The organism is Methylobacterium sp. 1973, assembly GCF_040545035.1.
Lineage (GTDB): Bacteria > Pseudomonadota > Alphaproteobacteria > Rhizobiales > Beijerinckiaceae > Methylobacterium > Methylobacterium fujisawaense.
On the sequence record NZ_JBEPLA010000023.1, the window covers coordinates 1 to 16,641 of the forward strand.

Below are 16,641 nucleotides of genomic sequence, written 5' to 3' on the forward strand. Positions count from 1 at the left end.
CAGGTCCGCCATCGCTACCTCCAGGCCGCAAAACGGCCGCCTGGAATCACAAAACGACAAACCCTGCAACGCCTTGGTTCGGTTCACACCCTAAGCCGCCGGAAACGCTTGACACGCAGATCACCAGTGAGGGGCGGCGGCCAGGAATCGCGAGTTATTTCGACCTTTGTTTCGCTCGGGCTTGGGGTCAATCGCGGCATCGGCGCCGCCTTACCGCCGTCCGGCGCTCCCTTGACTTCGTCATCGCCACGGTCCTAGCAGCCGGGCATCTTCGGGACGGGACGGGTTCATGACGGCCAAGCGAGCACTGATCACGGGTGTGACGGGCCAGGACGGCGCGTATCTGGCGCAGCTGCTCCTGCAGAAGGGCTACGCCGTCACCGGCATCGTGCGGCGCTCCAGCCATGCCGGCGTGTTCGACCATCGGTTGAAGTGGCTCGGCATCCTCGACGATGTCGAGCTGGTCGACGGCAATCTGCTGGACCAGTCCGCCCTGCTGCGCATCGTCCAGGCGGCCAAGCCCGACGAGATCTACAACCTCGCGGCCCAGTCGTTCGTGACCTCGTCCTGGCAGCAGCCGCTGCTGACCGGGCAGGTGACCGGCCTCGGCGCCGCGCACATGCTGGAATGCCTGCGCTCGGCGGCGCCCCAGGCGCGCTACTACCAAGCCTCGACCTCGGAGATGTTCGGCCTGATCCAGGAGGCCAAGCAGAGCGAGTCGACGCCGTTCTACCCGCGCTCGCCCTACGGCGTGGCCAAGCTCTACGCGCACTGGATGACCATCAACTACCGCGAGAGCTTCGGGCTGCACGCGTCGAACGGGATCCTGTTCAACCACGAGAGCCCGCTGCGCGGCGTCGAGTTCGTGACCCGCAAGGTCACCGACGCTGTGGCGCGGATCAAGCTTGGGAAGCAGAAGGAGCTGCGGCTCGGCAACATCGACGCCAAGCGCGACTGGGGCCACGCCCGGGACTACGTGAAGGCGATGTGGCTGATGCTGCAGCAGGATCGCCCAGACGACTACGTGATCGCGACCGGCCGGACCACGACGGTGCGGGACATGTGCGAGATCGCGTTCAAGCATGTCGGCCTGAAGGTGGACGACCACCTGATCGTCGACCCGGCGCTGTTCCGGCCGGCGGAGGTCGAGGTGCTGCTGGGCAACCCCACCAAGGCCAAGGCGACGTTCGGCTGGGAGGCCGAGACCAGCCTCGAGGCGCTGATCACCGAGATGGTCGACGCCGACATCAAGCGCCTCAGCGCCAACGCCTGACCGGGGCGGCCCATCGGGAGGCATAGCCGAGGACGGCACGGGCCGGAACACCCTTTCCCCGGCGCGCCGGGCGGCGCGGACCGACACCGGACAGATGCCTCGTCTACCGTCCGGCGGACATCAGTGGAAGCACGCCGCATGACGACTTTCAAATACTCGCTCGAAGATTACGCCTTTGCGGAGTCCGAGTTCTACACCTACCGGCGTCGCCTCGCCGACTACGTCGTTCGCCTCTCCGATGCGGCCGCATTGCTGCGCGAGCACACGAATGAAGTCACGGTTGCCGGCGTCGGCCTCGCGCCGCAGCCCGGCGACACTCCGGTGATCGACGGTCCCGGGTTGCCGGGCTCCCTCGACATCCACCGCACTCTGGAGTGCTATCGGGGTGCCTATCAGCGTCTGCGCACGACCTGGGATGGGTTGAACCCAGCTCAACGCCAGGGACTGCGTTCGCCTCCATCCGGCCTGCCGACGCTGCGGCCGGTCGACGGTTGAGGCACCCGCCCGCGATCCACCCGCCCCGGGCCGGGCTGCGGCGCGGGCCGGATCCGGGAGGTCCGTCGCGGCCGGCGAACGGCGGGGCTCCGATCTCGACGACGCCCTTCTGGATCAGGACATTGCAACATTGCAGCATCCCAGGACGCTGGTTATCAGTTCGGCCCGCTCGAAAATCCGAGATAATATGGACGCCCCGCCGCAATCCGACTTGTCCGCTCCCGGTTTGGCGTCCGCGCGCGGGATGACGATGGGATCCGATGCCTTGGCGCAGGCCATCGTGCAATCGGGGCTGTTCGACGCGACCTGGTACACCCTGCGCCATCCGGAGGCGGCCGACGCACCCCTGGCGCACTACATCGCGCATCAGAACGCGGATGGGTTCGATCCGAACCCCCTGTTCAGCACCGCTTGGTACCGGGCCGAGGCCCCGAGTGCGGGGGAGAGCCCGCTCCTACACTACGTTACAGACGGCGCGGTCGGTGGCCTCGATCCGCATCCGCTCTTCGACACCTCTTGGTATCTCGCCTGCAACAGCGATGTCGCCGGCGCGGGCGCGAACCCGCTGCAGCACTATCTCGCCGAGGGCGGCCGCGAAGGCCGCAACGTCCATCCGCTGTTCGACACCGGCTTCTACCTCCGGCAGCGTCCGGACGTGCGCGATGCGGGTCTCAACCCGTTGCTGCACTTCCTCGCAGACGGGAGCCGGGAGGGGGTAGACCCTCACCCTCTGTTCGACAGCGCGTGGTATCTCGCCCGCTACCGGGACGTTGCTGCGACCGGCGAGAACCCTCTCGTCCACTACATGCGCCTCGGGGCGCAGCTCGGCTACGATCCGCATCCGCTGTTCGACACGCAATGGTACCGCCAGACCTTCCCGGACGCGGGCGAGAACGCGCTGCTCGACTATCTCGGCCGCGATGCCGCGGACGGCGCCGAGCCGCACCCGCTATTCGACTCCCCCTGGTATCTCGAGCAAGCGCCCGACGTGGCCGAGGCGGGGATGAATCCCGCGATTCACTACCTAACCGACGGGGCACGCGCGGGCCTCAGCCCGCATCCCCTCTTCGATCCGGCCCATTACCTCCGGCAGGTCCCGGATGCCGTCGACGCTCGCGCCAATCCCTTGCTGCATTACCTGAGGGACAGCGGCACGGCGAGCCCGCACCCGCTGTTCGACGTCGCTTGGTACCTAGCGCGCACGCCCGGGGCACGGGGCCTGAATCCGCTGCTCCATTACAGGACGCGCGGCGCCGCGCTCGATCCACATCCGCTATTCGACGCCGCCTTCTACCTGTCCCGCAACGCGGATCTTGTCGGGACCGGCCGCAGCCCGCTCGCGCATTTCATCGAGGGGGGCGCCGCGGAGGGGCGCGATCCGTGTCTGCTGTTCGACACATCTTGGTACTTGGAGCGCAATCCGGACGTGGCCGGCTCCGGGCAGAATCCCCTGGTCCACTTCCTCGGCGATGGCGGCCGAGAGGGGCGCGACCCGCACCCGCTGTTCGACATCGGCTGGTACCGCTCCCGCGTCCCGGACATCGAGGACGCCAACCCCCTGGTCCATTACCTCGTACACGGCATCCGAGCCTGCACGAACCCGAACCCCCTGTTCGACGCCGCGTGGTACCGTGCGCACCATCCGGAGCTCGGGCGGGACCAAGATCCCCTCGTCGATTACATCGAGCGCGGGGTCCACATCGGATCCGAGCCACACCCGCTGTTCGACGGCGGCTGGTACCTTCGGACCTATCCGGACCTGGTCGACACCTTCGAGACACCGCTGCACCATTACCTGCATCTCGGCGCCGCGGAAGGCCGGGATCCGAGCCCGAATTTCTCGACGCGCTGGTACCTGGAACGCCACCCGGACGTAGCCCGCGCCGGCCTCAATCCGCTGGCCCATTTCGCCACCGCCGGCCGGACCGAGGGCCGGGCGCCGCTGCCGCTCGAGACGCTCCACGAGCGGCGCAGCACCGCGGCGCTTCTGACGCTCGCCACGGAGGTCCAGGACATCCACCGGCATATCGGGCTGATGGTGGTGCAGCCCACCTTCGTAGTGCTGGTCGGCAGCGCGGACGTCGAGGCGGCCGAGTCCACGCGGGCCTCCCTCGACCGGCAGATCTACACCCGCGCGCTCCGCTGCCAGACGCCGTCGGCGGCAGCCGACGCCCTCCGGGACCTGGAAAACGCCTACCTGCTGTGGCTGGAGGCCGGCGACGAGCTGCCTCCGCGCGCCCTCTACGATCTCGCCTGCGACATCAACCGCGCGCCCGACACCGACCTGATCTACGGCGACGAGGAGGTCCCGGGCCGGTACGGCATCCTGCCGTTCTTCAAACCGGGCTGGAGTCCGGACTACCTCGAGAGCTTCGACTACGTCGGCCGGGCGGCCTGCTATCGGGGTGCCGCGGTCGCCAGCCTGCTGGTCGAGGCGCGTAGCGCTTTCGATCTTACCCTGCGCCTCGGCGAGGCCGGCGCCCGGATCCGGCATCTGCGCCGGATCCTCCTGCGCGGCCCGGACCGGCGGTACGGGGAGGACGCGACCGAGCGCGCGCTGATCGGGGAGCGGCTGGCGCGTACCGGCCGCACGGGCGCGCGCATCGACGCCGCTTCTCGGGCCCGCCGCTACGCCGTGGCGCCCGGCCCGCGGACCGAAACCGTCTCGGTGATCGCCTCGCTGACGCTCGGTCCCGTCGGCGAAGAGGCGCGATCGGTTGAAACCTTTATCAGTCGGATCGCCGCGATCCGGGAGGAATCGAGCCACGCCCGTCTAGACGTGACGGCCGTCCTCGATCGGGAGGCCGGTTCCGTCGAACAGGCCGCCCTTCGCGCGGCCGGGTGCCGACCGGTCGTCGCGCCCGCGGGCGCGATCAGCGCCGCGGGCCGGCTCAATCACGGGGCTCGCGAGGCGAGGGGCGACGTGCTGCTATTCCTCGCCCCTGAGCTGGAGCCGACCGAGCGTCACTGGATCGAGCGTATGCTGATCCATCTCGACAAACCTGCGGTCGGCGCCGTCGGCGCGCGCTTGGTCGGCGGTGACGGCCAGTTCCGGCACGCCGGCCTCGTTATGCATGCAGGCCTGCCCGAGCCCGTACGCGAGGGCAACGGTGGGGCAGAGGGCTATTTCTTCAGCGCCGCCGCCGCCCGGAATTTCCTGGCCGTGAGCGGGGAATGCCTGATGACCCGGGCCGCCACGTTCGCCGAAGCCGGGGGTTTCGACGAGGCGCTCGGCGGGGCACTTTGGGATGTCGATTACTGCCTCGGCCGATGGGCGGCCGGCTCCCAGATCGTCTACGAGCCGGGCGCGATCCTGGCCGATACCGGCCCTTGGCAGGCGCCGCGGCCGCGTGCCGTTGAGGTTGAGCACTTCGTGCGCCGCTGGGGCGCGCGGGTCGTCCACGACCCCTTCTACAACGAGGCCGCCTTCAGGCTCGGACCGCCGAACTACGACGGGCGAGGGCTGCCCTGACGGCGTGGGCTCGAGTTTACGGAACAGGCCGCTTCAATTAGTGCGCTCACCGAGATCAAATCCGCGCGGCCGCCGAGCGCTTTCTCAACGCCAAGACGCCATGAGTCGAATCGACCCGATCGCGCTCGCGAGGCCCATGAGCGCGGGCACGTCACCCCTGAGCCGAGAGGTGCCGTAATGGCGCTCAACTTTACATGGAGCCGTCGCAAGGGCCTGACCGGCATCGGCCGCCGTATCGGCAAGGAGATCCTGCGCAGCGGCACCGCGCGCGTTCTGCGCGCGGGCTGGCATCGCGGCGAGGGAGCACTGAGCGGCCTCGACGGGCTCTATCACCGCTGGGCTGGCGCACCGGACACGCGCGCGAGCCGCAATCCGCTGGTGCGCCTCGCCGCCCGCGGCGGCCTTCCGCCCTCGACCGACCCAACGTCCGAGGCCGAGCAGCTCGCAGCCCTCGCCCCGCATTTCGATGCGGCGTTCTACGAGAGCTGGTACGGGATCGGAGGAGCATCGGCGCTGCGCGACTATCTGCGCACCGGCTGGCGCCAGGGCCGCGACCCCCGCCCCGATTTCTCAACGGCGGAGTACCTCGCCGCGCATCCCTTCCTGCGTCACACCGACATCAATCCCTTCCTGCACTACCTGCAGACCCGGCTCGGCCACGGGGTCGATGCAATCCCGCGGCCCGACGCCCGTCGCGCCGCCCGCCTCGCGCGTCGGCTGATCGACCCGGACTACTATCTCGCCGGCAATCCCGATCTCCGGGCGGCGGGCGTCGAGCCGAGCGATCACTACATGAACTCGGGCTGGCGCGAGGGCCGTGACCCATCGCCCCATTTCGACATCCTGTACTACTGCTTGACCCGCGGCCTCAGCTACACGACGGACAATCCGCTGCTGCATTACGTAATGCATGGCGGTAAGGCGCGGCCGCTGAGCGAGGACGAGGCGGTCTCGTTCCAGCTCGAGACGATCGCGCCCTACTTCGACGCCGCCTATTATCGCGGCCGGACCGATCAGCGTTCCGACGAAAAGCTGCTGCGCGCCTACGCGGCCGGCGAGTGGCGCCAGATGCGCAGCCCCCGCCAGGAGTTCGACCCGGCGGGCTTCGTGCAGGAGCGCGCGGAGAGTCGCGCGGTTCGCGGCGATCCATTCTTCCGCTACATCGCGGAGACGCTTATCTCCGCCGAGACGCCGTTCGAGAGCCCCGGCCGGATCAGCTTCCCCGCGGTCGACGACGACTGGTACCGGACGACCTATGCCGACGTCCGCGGCAGCGGCATCCGGCCCTACGTGCATTTCGCTAGCGTGGGCTGGCGCGAGGGGCGCGACCCGAGACCGGAGCACGCGACGCTGTACACGCTGCTGCGCGTATGCGGGTTCCGCCCGGACACGCCGCCGGTCGAGGATACCGGCTGGATCGCCGAGATCGGCCGCGAACCGGTGGACCGCGAGGCCTACCTGCGGCTGCAGGCGGCGTTGGCGGCCCTGCACTTCGATCACGCCTTCTACAGGCGGCGCTACGGCGTGCCCGACGAGGTCGACGCGATCCGCGATTATTGCGAGCGCGGCTGGCGGATGGGACGCAACCCGCGCGCGGATTTCAACGGGCGGGATTATCTCGACCAGCACGGATACGTGCTGGAGACCGGGGTCGCGCCGTTCATCCACCATCTCGCCACCGCGCTGATGCTCGGCGTCGACATCGGCACCGGCTTCGACCCGCGCTATGGTACGCCGCCCTCAGACGCGGACGAGGCGATGATGGACGAGGCTCTTTTGATGGAGCCGTATTTCGACGCCGCCTTCTACGCCAAGCGCTATCCGGACGTGGCCGGCGCGCAGGGCGGCCCGCTCGCCCACTTCGTCGCCCACGGCCAGCACGAGGGTCGGCTTCCGAACAAGACCTTCTCGTACGACTTCTACGGCAAGGCTTACGGTCACCTGCTCGCCGCGGGCGAGTCGCCGTTCCTGCACTACGTCCGGACCGGCCGGGCCGCCGGGCTGATGGCCTGTCCGGAGGATCTCGGCACTTGGCCGCCCATGCTCGCCCCCGAGCCGGCCGATTGGAACGGATTGCCGCAAGCCCTGCCGATCGCGCAGGCCGACGTCGTCGTGATCATGCCGGTCTACAAGGGTCGCGGCGAGACCCTGCGCGCCATTCACGCCTGCCTCGTCGCCCGGCAGCAGACCCGGTTCACGCTGCTCGCGATCAACGACCGCTCGCCCGACCCGGAGCTGTCCGCAGACCTCGCCGACCTCGCCGGCCGCGGCCTGTTCCACCTCGTCGAGAACGAGCACAACCTCGGCTTCGTGCGATCGGTCAATCGCGGCCTCGGCCTCCGCCAGGGCAAGGCCGTGGTCCTGCTCAACTCCGATGCGCAAGTCTTCGGCGACTGGCTCGACCGGCTCGTCGCCCACACGCGCGCCCGTCCGCAAATCGGCAGCGTGACCCCGCTCTCCAACAACGCCACGATCTGCAGCTACCCGAAATTCAACGCCAACAACGGCATGCGGCTCGAGATCGAGCGGCCCGAGCTCGACGCGGTCGTGTCGCGGATCAACCTAGGCCGCGCCGTCGCGGTGCCCACCGGCGTCGGCTTCTGCATGTACATGACCGAGGAAGCCCTCGAGGCCGTGGGCGTGCTCGACGAGGTCGCCTTCGGCAAGGGCTACGGCGAGGAGAACGACTGGTGCATGCGCGCCATCAAGGCGGGCTTCGTCAACCTGCTCGCGGAGGACGTGTTCGTCTACCACGCCGGCCAGATCTCGTTCGGACTCGACGAGGGCGGCGAGTACGACCAGGGTCAGGCGGCGCTGCTGGCCAAGCACCCCGACTACCCGGCCGTGGTCGGCCAGTTCGTGGCCGCCGATCCCGGCCGGCAGACCCGGGCACGGATCGATCTGTACCGGCTGGCCCGACACTTCCGGAGCCGAGCGGTCCTGTTCGTGACCCACAGCTGGGGCGGTGGCATCCAGCGGCACATCGAGGACATGATCGCGCGCCTGCAGGGCGAGGGGGTCAGCGTGGTGCTCCTCTCGGTCGACCGCGACCGCAACATCCAGATCAACGTCTCGTACCGCAGCGCCGAGTACCTCTACCTGCCAACGATCGAGAGCCTGTCCCTGATCCGGGACGAGGCTCAGGTCGCCGAGTTCCTCGATTGGCTGGCGCCGGTCCTGATCCATGTGCACTCGCTGGCGGGCCTGCGCTGGTCGGCGGTGCGGACGATGATGCGGCTGGTCACCGAGGCGGGGCGCCCCTATGCCTGGACGCTGCACGACTTCTCGCCGGTCTGCCATCGCAACCATCTAGTCCAGCCCGACGGCACCTATTGCGGGCTCGCACCCGTTCCGGTCTGCCGGGGCTGCATGACCGCGGATGGGGAGGCCCGTGAGGAGCCGGATCCGGAGAAGCGGCGGACGACGTTCGGCGCCTTCCTGGCCGGCGCCGCGCAGGTGTTCGCGCCCTCGTCGGACACGGCCCGGCGGCTCAACGCAGTCTATCCGGACTTGGCGATCACCGTCCGGCCTCACTTCGAGGCGGACCGCCGAATCCGGCCGGCGATCCGCAAGCGCGGGGAGGGAAGGCGCCGGGTGGCGGTGCTCGGCGCCATCAACATGATGAAGGGTGCGCGCTTCCTTCAGGCGCTGGCCACCGACGCGCGGAATCGGGCCCTACCGATCGACATCACCATCGTGGGCTTCTCCGACCCGGCTCTGCGTCCGGCGCTCGCGGCCGTCGGCATCACTGAGACCGGCCGCTACATGAGCGACGACGAGGCTCTCGACCTGACGGCGCGATCGTTCGCCGATCTCGTGCTGCTGCCGGCGATCTGGCCCGAGACCTACTCGTACGCGCTGACCCTGGCGCTGCGTACCGGCCTGCCGGTGGTGGCCTTCGACCTCGGCGCGCAGAGCGAGCGGCTGCGTGGCTACGCCCACGGACACGTGCTGCCCTATGCCCTGATCCACGATCCGGCCGCGTTCAACGACCGGCTCTTGGACGTCGACATCTCGCCACGCGGGCGGATTCGCGGCCCCATCCGGGCGGCCGAATACGACGACCTGATGCGCGACTATTACGGCCTGGACCCGGCGCCGGCCGCAACCCGACATCCCGTCGACGAGGACGCCGCATGATCTCCGTCAACGAGGACATGAAGCAGGAGATGCTGCGCCGCGGCATCTCGGTGCTGCACCCGGCCCCGTTCGGCCTGCCGGAGGATTGCGTCTTCGAGCCGCCGTGCAGCATCAAGTGGATGGGCGTCGATTACTGCCTCACCATGGGGGCGTTCTCGTACGCGGTCAGCGGCTACTATTTCGGCGCGGACATCGCCCGCTACTGCTCGATCGGCGAGAGCGTCCAGGTCGGGCGCGGCAGCCACCCGGTCCAGTGCGGCTCGACCTCGCCGCTGTTCTACACGCACCACTCGGCGGTGTTCGACCGCCTGGACCCGCGGGCGGAGGATTACGAGATCTCCGGACCGGATCTCTGGCCCAAGCGCGTGCGCATCGGCAACGACGTCTATATCGGCCACGGCGCCTTCCTGATGCCCGACATCACGATCGGCGACGGGGCGATCATCGGCGCCATGGCGGTGGTGACCAAGGACGTGCCGCCCTACGCGATCGTGGCCGGCAGCCCCGCCCGGATCGTGAAGATGCGCTTCCCCGACGCGCTGATCGAGCGCTACCTGAAGGTGCAATGGTGGCGCTACGCCTTCTGGGACCTGCGCCAGTGCTCGATCACCGACCCGGAGAAATTCCTCGACGCCGTCGAGGAGCGGATCGCCGGGGGCATGCAGGAATACCGTCCGGAGCGGATCCCGATCCAGTCGCTGATACCGGGCGCATGATCAGATCGTCCCCTCGAGGCGCAGGTTCGACTCCGGATACTCGATCATCACCCGGCGCTGCTTGGGCGAGTTGTTCCAGCCGCCGGGCCGGATGTAATCCCCCGCGTCGGTCACCTCGACGACGTTCTTGACCGTCGGGATCTCTCGGAATTTGTGATCGTAGCCGTTCGCGAACGAGACCACGGTCTCGACCGAGTCGGACAGGTAGCAGATCGCCGGCCCCAGGGTTCCGAACCCGAAGACGAGGTGACGCCCGTTCACGAGGGCGGCGGTGTCCTCGACGATGCTCCCGCTCTGGACGGTGAACGGGATCACATGCGCGCTGAGATGCGCCTCAAGCGCGTCGATCACCGGGTTGAGGCGGTTCTCGTAGACGAGCTTGACGCGCGTGATCCGGCCCGCCTGCCGGAAGCGGTCGATCACCAGGGTGTAGAAGGCCAGCGGCGGCTGGATGTAGGCGGCGTTGACCCAGGTGCTGAACACGTCGCCCGAGCGGATATGGATGATCAGCTCGTCGTCCGGCTTCGGCGCGAACACCGGCGGCAGCAGATTGTAGAGCGGGTGGATGATGGTACGGACCATCTCGCGCTTGTCGTGCGGCGTCAGCAGGTCCCGGGCGAAGCGCGCGTGGTGCTCCAGCTCCCAGAAATAGCCCTCCAGGAACCAGCCGCCCTCGGGCAGGGGATGGGGGCCCGGCAGGAAGGTGAGACCGCCGAGATCCACCGGCTCGGTGCGCGCGATCACCCCGCTGCTCTCCCGCGTGGCAAGCTTGAAGTAGCGTAGACCGAGCCGGCGGGCGACGGCGATCGCCATGGTGTGCTGCATCAAGCCGTTGCCGAGGGCGGCGTTGAGCACGAGCGACACGCCAATCAGCGGACGGTCGCGGGTGCCAGGCGCGCCGACCAGAGCGTAGCTCATCTGCTCGACCGCGCCGGGCGTCTCGGCCAGGAGCGGGATATCGAGGTCGTGCTCTTCCCGCAGACGGATCAGTTCGAGGGCCGGGCGCTCGACGAACACCTCAACCTGGGTCAGCACCAGCGGCTGGGGCTCGTCGAGCGACAGCTTGACGAACCGAGCCCAGACGAGCCCGGCGAGCGGAAGCTGCAGGGGGATAGCCTGCCCCCGCGCCCGGAAATGCGTCAGCCCCGCGTGGATCAGGGTCCAGGCTGCCCCGTCGTCCGAAACCTCGACGCGGAGGGAGCGGGCGGCCTCCCGCGCCATCTCGCGCCGGTTGTGGACGACGATCGCCGACAGCGGGAGGCGCTGCCCCAGGTCGACCTGCCACCAGGCCGGTTGGTCGACGTCCGTATGGGCGTTGTACTCCTGGCTGAAATCGCCGTTGACCAGTCCGTCCGGACCCAGCGGGCACCAAGCTGGCCGGGAGCTCTGCGTCGCCGGCTTGCCGAGGGCGACGTTGACGTAGAGGTCCGGGTTGTCGAAGGGCGCGGTCATCGTCGAGGTCTGAGCAGCTGGCGCGCGCGCGGTCAACCGCCTTGTCTCCCGCCGCGGCGGCCGTCCGATCGGGGCGGCCCCGGCTTGCCTTGCCGCGCGACATCCAGCTAGGCGATCGGGCCCGGCGTGACGCCACCCGCCGACCGACAAAGGGGCGAACGAGTGCATCGCATGGCCGAAGCTGCCGACCGGATCGAAGACCTCGTCGATCTCGCGGCCCCCCGGGAGATCACCCGGACGGTGGAGGGGGCCCCGCCGGCGCCCGCCGCTGGAGGCCCGGCCGAACCGGATCGAGCTGGTGAGTCGCTCACGCTCGTGGTCGATCTCGGCGTGAGGTTCCCGATCCGCGCCGTCTCGGTCAGCCTGGACGGAGCGCGTCGATCGGAGGTCGAAACCGATCTGCGGCTCGCGTTCTCAAAGGACGGCAGCGCTTGGTCGGAGCCGCCGATCGCGGCTCGGTCCGCGGCGGACCGGGAGATCCGTGCAGTGCTCGCGGCCGGGGAGGGGCGATGGGCGCGCCATGTCCGCGCCGTCGTCCCCGCCGGGAGCGCCTCGGCCCGCGCGCGGCTGCACGTCTGGTGCGAAGCGACGACGCTCGATCTGATCGTATTCCGCGCCCAACTCGGCGTCGCCTTCAACATCCTCCACGAGCATGCCGGAGCGGTGCTGCACACCTCCTACAGTCTAGTGAGCGCGGAGCCGCCGCGCTCGAAGGCGCTGGTCGGCATCGCGCTCCTCGAGAACGGTGCCTTCGGCAATTGCCTCGTGCAGTACGCAATCGCCATCGCGGTCGCGCGCGCGCTCCGGCTGACCTACGTCAAGATCCCGAAGATCGACCGGAGCCAAGTGATCTTCCTTAAGGAGCGTCTGACCTGCGCGGGGATCACCTTCATCCCCGCCGACGAGCCGCTGCCGGACGACGGCTACTTCCTGTCCGGGATGTTCTTCGACACGCCGTTCCAACCCGTGGTGGATGCGCGCGATCCGCTGCCCATGCGGGCGATCGTCCACACGTACATCCGGCCCCTGTTCAACGGCCTGCCGGCGGTGTTTCCGGCCAAGCCTGAGGACGAGCTGATCATCCACATCCGTTCAGGCGACATCTTCAGCACCTGGATCGACCCGAACTACCCGCAGCCGCCGCTGGCGTTCTACCGGATGGTCATCGAGCGCCTGATGGCGGAAGGCCGCATCCGATCCGTCAAGATGGTGTTCGAGAACCGGGCGAACCCGGTGATCCCGGCGCTGGAGGACCATGTCGCGCGCATCGGCCTGCCGCTGAGGACCCAGAGCGGCACGCTGGCCGACGACGTCGCGGCGATCGCCAACGGCCGCTACCTCGTCTTCGGGTTCGGCTCATTCGGACCCGGTGTCTGCCACGTCTCGGAACGGGTGGAGCAGGTGTTCTACTTCTCGTGCAACTGGCCGCAGGGCTTCCAGATGATCGAGACGGTGGGCCAAGCCATCGAAGTCCGGGATGTCGGCGGCGGGTACATGAAGATCGGGGAGTGGGCGAATTCCGAGGCCCAGCGCCGCATGATGATCGAGTATCCGGCCGAGAAGCTGGCCTTCGACGACCGGCTGTGAAGGGAGCCTTTCGCGGCCCGCTCTCCGTCCGATCCGGCCGCGCCCGAGCTCGGTTGGCCACGTCGGCGCGCGGCGGAGGGCGGATCTAATGGACGCCGCGGTCGGACTGGTGCTAGAGGCCTGCCCATCTTGGTCAGTCTATGAGAGCGCACGCAACCTGCACTGCCCGCTCGCCGCTGACCGAAACCGGTCCATCGGAGAGCGTCATGGGTGAGAGCGAGGCGCCGAGCCAGGAGGATGCGGCTCTGCTCTACGGAGCCGAGTATTACGCCTCGCATTGCGGCCCGGTCGCCTACGACCGCTCCCGGCCGGAATGGGCGAGCTTCTTCGGCAACGTGGCGGACGAACTCATCCGCGCGTTCCGCCCACACAAGGCATTCGATGCCGGCTGCGCCCATGGCTTCCTGGTGGAGGCTCTGTGGGACCGGGGGGTGGAGACCCACGGCCGCGACATCTCCGCTTACGCGATCGAACAGGTCCGGCCGGACGTGCGGCGCTACTGCGCCGCCGGCAGCCTCGTCGCGCCCATCGAGGGTTACTACGACCTGTTGACCTGCATCGAGGTCTTGGAGCACCTGACGGAAGACGATGGCATGCAGGCCATCGCGAACCTAACCCGGGCGTCGTCGACGATCGTCATGTCCTCCTCGCCCAGCGATTTCGAGGAGCCGACCCACCTCAACGTGCAGCCGCCGCTCTACTGGATGAAGGCCTTCGCCGAGCACAGGTTCCGGCCCGTCATCGATGTGGCGCTCCCGTCGATCACCCCGCACACCCTCGTCTTTCGGAAGGATGCGGAGACGCCCGGCGCCGCGTTCCTGAGCGCGTGCGCCGAGATTGTGCGATGCCGGATCCAGTTGCACGAGGAGCGCCATCGGCTCACCGCCGAGCGGAGCGCCCTCAGCAGGTCCCTGGCAGTCTTCGACGCGGATTACTACACGCAGGTCAATCCCGACGTCATCGAGGCCGGCTGCGATCCGCTCGAGCACTACGTGACCTACGGGCGACTGGAAGGGCGCTTCCCGAACGCCGCCTTCGCCGCGGCGGTCGACGGCATCGTGCACGGATACCACACCCGGCAGGCGCCGTGAACGACCGGCCGCCACGCGCCCGGCGAGGCGGCCGGTGCGCGCGTCCTTATTCAAAGAAGATGAATTCGTGGTCGCCGGTATAACCGGCCCTCTCAAAGATGAACTGCCACTCCTCGGGCGTGTGGAAGGCCCGGCAGGTCAGCTGCCAGTACATCAGGTTCACCTTCTCGCGCTCGTTGCGGTACCCCTCCACGCAGATGTACTTGCCGCCGCGGCTGACCCGCTCGATCTCCGAGAGGGCCGGAAACAGATCCTGGATGTAGAGGTTGTGCAGCGTCGTGATCGAGATCACGAGATCGAAGTGATCATCCGGCCAGGGCAGCTTACGGGCGTGGCCCACGCGGCAATCCGCCTTGACCGACTCCATCGTGTGCTCGACCGCGTAGGGTGACACGTCGATTCCTGCCACCTCGATCCCGGGACAGGCCTCCTTGAAGTCGTGGAGCAGGAAGCCCTTGCCGGAGCCCACGTCGAGGACGCGCGAGCCGGGCTTGAGCCCGTAGGCCGCGATCATGGCGTCGGCCACCTTCCGCCAGCGGCCATCGTACTTGTAGCCGCCGTAGCCGGTCTCGCGGCTGCCATCCCAGTAGTCGTAGTCCCACTGGATCGCCAGTTCGGCGACCTCGGCCTTGTCGCGTTGCGTGACGCGAGCCAGGTAATCGCGTGGGGTCGATTTGTGGATGAGGCTTACGAAGTCGCGGTAGGCCATGCGTGTTTTCCTGATCTGTCCCGTCGCGGATATGTCCGGGAGCCCGTGTGTCCTGCCTCAGCTCTCGACGTCGTCAAGCTTGGCGGCCGCCTTGGCGAGCTGCTCGGCGCAGCGCGCGGCACGCGCCTCTGAGGTGGCGAAGGAGCGCCGCGCGGCGCCGACCGGCAGGAACTGGTTGAGAATGATGCAAACCCACTTGATGCGGTAGACATCGAGAAGAGCCGCACAGCGCTCCCGATGCAAGTCCGGCAATCCGAGTCCCGTGACGATCCGCTCCACGGCGCGCGGAAACAGCGTCACCGGCACGGGGATCTCCGGCTGGCAGAAGAAGTCGCAGACGAGCTTCGCCGGGTCGTCGCGGCCCGCATACTCGAAGTCGAGGAAGCCGAGCCGGCTGCCCTCGAGGAGCGCGTTGTGGAAGCCGAAATCGGACGGGGACACGATCGTCGCCTCCGGCACGATGGGCTTCTCAAGGGACCCGGCGTCGCGCGCGGCGAAGGCGGCCACGCGGGTGCGGACCCGGTCCCAGGCGGGAGCGAGGCGCGCGGCCACGAATTGGTCGGCCTCCGCGCGCAGCGGCGCCTCCGGATCGAGGGACGCGAGCAGGCGGACCCGCCGATCGACGGTGGCAAGATGCGCGGCGACGGAGAAGCAGGCTTCGGAGGCCGCCGGCAGGGCGGCCGCATCGGCGCGCGGCGGCGCGTTGATCGCGAGCACGAAGTCCAGGGCGGCCTCGACGTGACCCGGCCGGACGGCCCCCGGCTCGATCTTGCGGCCCGGGAGGTGCGCGTAGAGGCCGAGCCGGCGGTCGCGGTCGCTCGCCAAGGGTTCCGGGATGCTTCGCACGCCGCGCCCCCAGGCATAGGTCAGGAAGGCCCATTCGGCCCCGAGGCGGTCGCGGGTGTCGTGCGGGTGCGAGAAGTACGATTTGAGGACGAGGCTGCTGCCATCGGCCAGCCGGACTTGGAAGACCCGGTTGTTCTTGCCGCCCGGCAGCGGAACGAGCTCGATGGGATCGGCGCGTCCGGCACGCCGGACGAGCTGCCCGACCGCCGGACGATCGAGATCCGCGGCAGGCTCGCTCACGCGGCCGGGCCGAGGATCGCGGCGCGAAGCGACGCCCACGTCCGGTAGCACTCGAAAATGTCCGCCTTCCAGACGCCGTCGGGGCGGCGGCCGTCCGGGTCGAACAGCACCCGGCGCACGCGGTCGGGCCAACCGGGCATCCCGAGGATCTCCGGCAGATCGTCGATGAAGACGTCGACCTGCAGCTGTACGGCCCGGGCGAGCTTCTCCTCTTTGGTCAGCTCGAAACAGGCGTTCTCGTCGGGCAGCAGGCCGCCCGGTCCGACCAGACCGTGCCCGGCGAGGAAGCCCCGCGCCGCCGCGTGGAGGTCGTAGCGCGGCCCCATCATCGGGTGCCGCGTCTTGTGACTGACGATGAAAACGGCGTGGCCCGCCGCGCGAGCCGCTCGCACGAAATCGACCACCCCGCTGTAGGGCGCGGCGAGGTCCATGCGCGCGCCATAGACGTAGCCCTGAAGCTCGGTGAACGCATCCGCCTGGCCCGAGCCGTTGAGGAAGTCGCGAACGCTGTTCTTGTCGCGCGGAAGGTCGGGGGCGATCAGCTCACGCTGCAGCGCGGCCGCGTAGAACACGCCGTCGTAGCACGCGATCGTGTTGTCGAAGTCGATCCCGATGCGCAT

The 16,641-nt window shown here is 68.7% G+C and carries 11 protein-coding genes; 7 read left to right on the top strand and 4 right to left on the bottom strand.

Annotation, left to right across the window (positions count from 1 at the left end):
- The first annotated feature begins 289 nt into the window (after positions 1 to 289).
- From gmd to ABIC70_RS26890, 5 genes are all read left to right on the top strand, one after another.
- A complete protein-coding gene (gmd, locus tag ABIC70_RS26870) occupies positions 290 to 1,273 on the top strand; it encodes a GDP-mannose 4,6-dehydratase (RefSeq protein WP_354442089.1) in 984 nt (327 codons plus the stop codon).
- Between the two features lie 138 nt (positions 1,274 to 1,411).
- Entirely contained in the window at positions 1,412 to 1,768 is a 357-nt protein-coding gene (locus ABIC70_RS26875; RefSeq protein ID WP_354442091.1) for a hypothetical protein, read from the top strand.
- A 250-nt stretch (positions 1,769 to 2,018) separates the two neighbouring features.
- The gene (locus ABIC70_RS26880) at positions 2,019 to 5,240 is read left to right on the top strand and encodes a hypothetical protein (RefSeq protein ID WP_354442093.1); all 3,222 of its coding nucleotides are present in this window, start codon (positions 2,019 to 2,021) and stop codon (positions 5,238 to 5,240) included.
- 177 nt (positions 5,241 to 5,417) lie between these two features.
- A complete protein-coding gene (locus tag ABIC70_RS26885) occupies positions 5,418 to 9,380 on the top strand; it encodes a glycosyltransferase (protein ID WP_354442095.1) in 3,963 nt (1,320 codons plus the stop codon).
- Complete coding sequence (locus ABIC70_RS26890; RefSeq protein WP_354442097.1) at positions 9,377 to 10,096, top strand: CatB-related O-acetyltransferase; 720 nt, start codon at positions 9,377 to 9,379, stop codon at positions 10,094 to 10,096. The genes ABIC70_RS26885 and ABIC70_RS26890 overlap by 4 nt, the downstream gene beginning before the upstream one ends.
- Here ABIC70_RS26890 and ABIC70_RS26895 read toward each other — a convergent pair whose 3' ends face one another.
- Entirely contained in the window at positions 10,097 to 11,548 is a 1,452-nt protein-coding gene (locus ABIC70_RS26895) for a discoidin domain-containing protein (RefSeq protein WP_354442099.1), read from the bottom strand. It lies immediately after the preceding gene.
- Positions 11,549 to 11,719: 171 nt separating this feature from the next.
- Between ABIC70_RS26895 and ABIC70_RS26900 the strand changes: the two genes are divergently transcribed.
- Together ABIC70_RS26900 and ABIC70_RS26905 are read left to right on the top strand one after the other, a co-directional pair.
- Entirely contained in the window at positions 11,720 to 13,135 is a 1,416-nt protein-coding gene (locus tag ABIC70_RS26900) for a coagulation factor 5 8 type domain-containing protein (protein ID WP_354442101.1), read from the top strand.
- Positions 13,136 to 13,341: 206 nt separating this feature from the next.
- The gene (locus ABIC70_RS26905; RefSeq protein ID WP_354442103.1) at positions 13,342 to 14,226 is read left to right on the top strand and encodes a class I SAM-dependent methyltransferase; all 885 of its coding nucleotides are present in this window, start codon (positions 13,342 to 13,344) and stop codon (positions 14,224 to 14,226) included.
- Positions 14,227 to 14,272: 46 nt separating this feature from the next.
- Here the strand turns inward: ABIC70_RS26905 and ABIC70_RS26910 are convergent, their stop codons facing one another.
- Genes ABIC70_RS26910 through ABIC70_RS26920 form a run of 3 tightly spaced genes read right to left on the bottom strand, consistent with a single transcriptional unit; the run spans position 14,273 to position 16,641 of the window.
- A complete protein-coding gene (locus ABIC70_RS26910; protein WP_354442105.1) occupies positions 14,273 to 14,935 on the bottom strand; it encodes a class I SAM-dependent methyltransferase in 663 nt (220 codons plus the stop codon).
- A gap of 57 nt (positions 14,936 to 14,992) precedes the next feature.
- Positions 14,993 to 16,021, bottom strand: a complete 1,029-nt coding sequence (locus ABIC70_RS26915; protein ID WP_354442107.1) for a phosphotransferase — start codon at positions 16,019 to 16,021, stop codon at positions 14,993 to 14,995.
- Positions 16,018 to 16,641 (bottom strand): hypothetical protein, encoded by a 624-nt coding sequence (locus tag ABIC70_RS26920; protein ID WP_354442109.1) that lies wholly within the window; start codon positions 16,639 to 16,641, stop codon positions 16,018 to 16,020. Before ABIC70_RS26920 ends, ABIC70_RS26915 begins: the two co-directional genes overlap by 4 nt.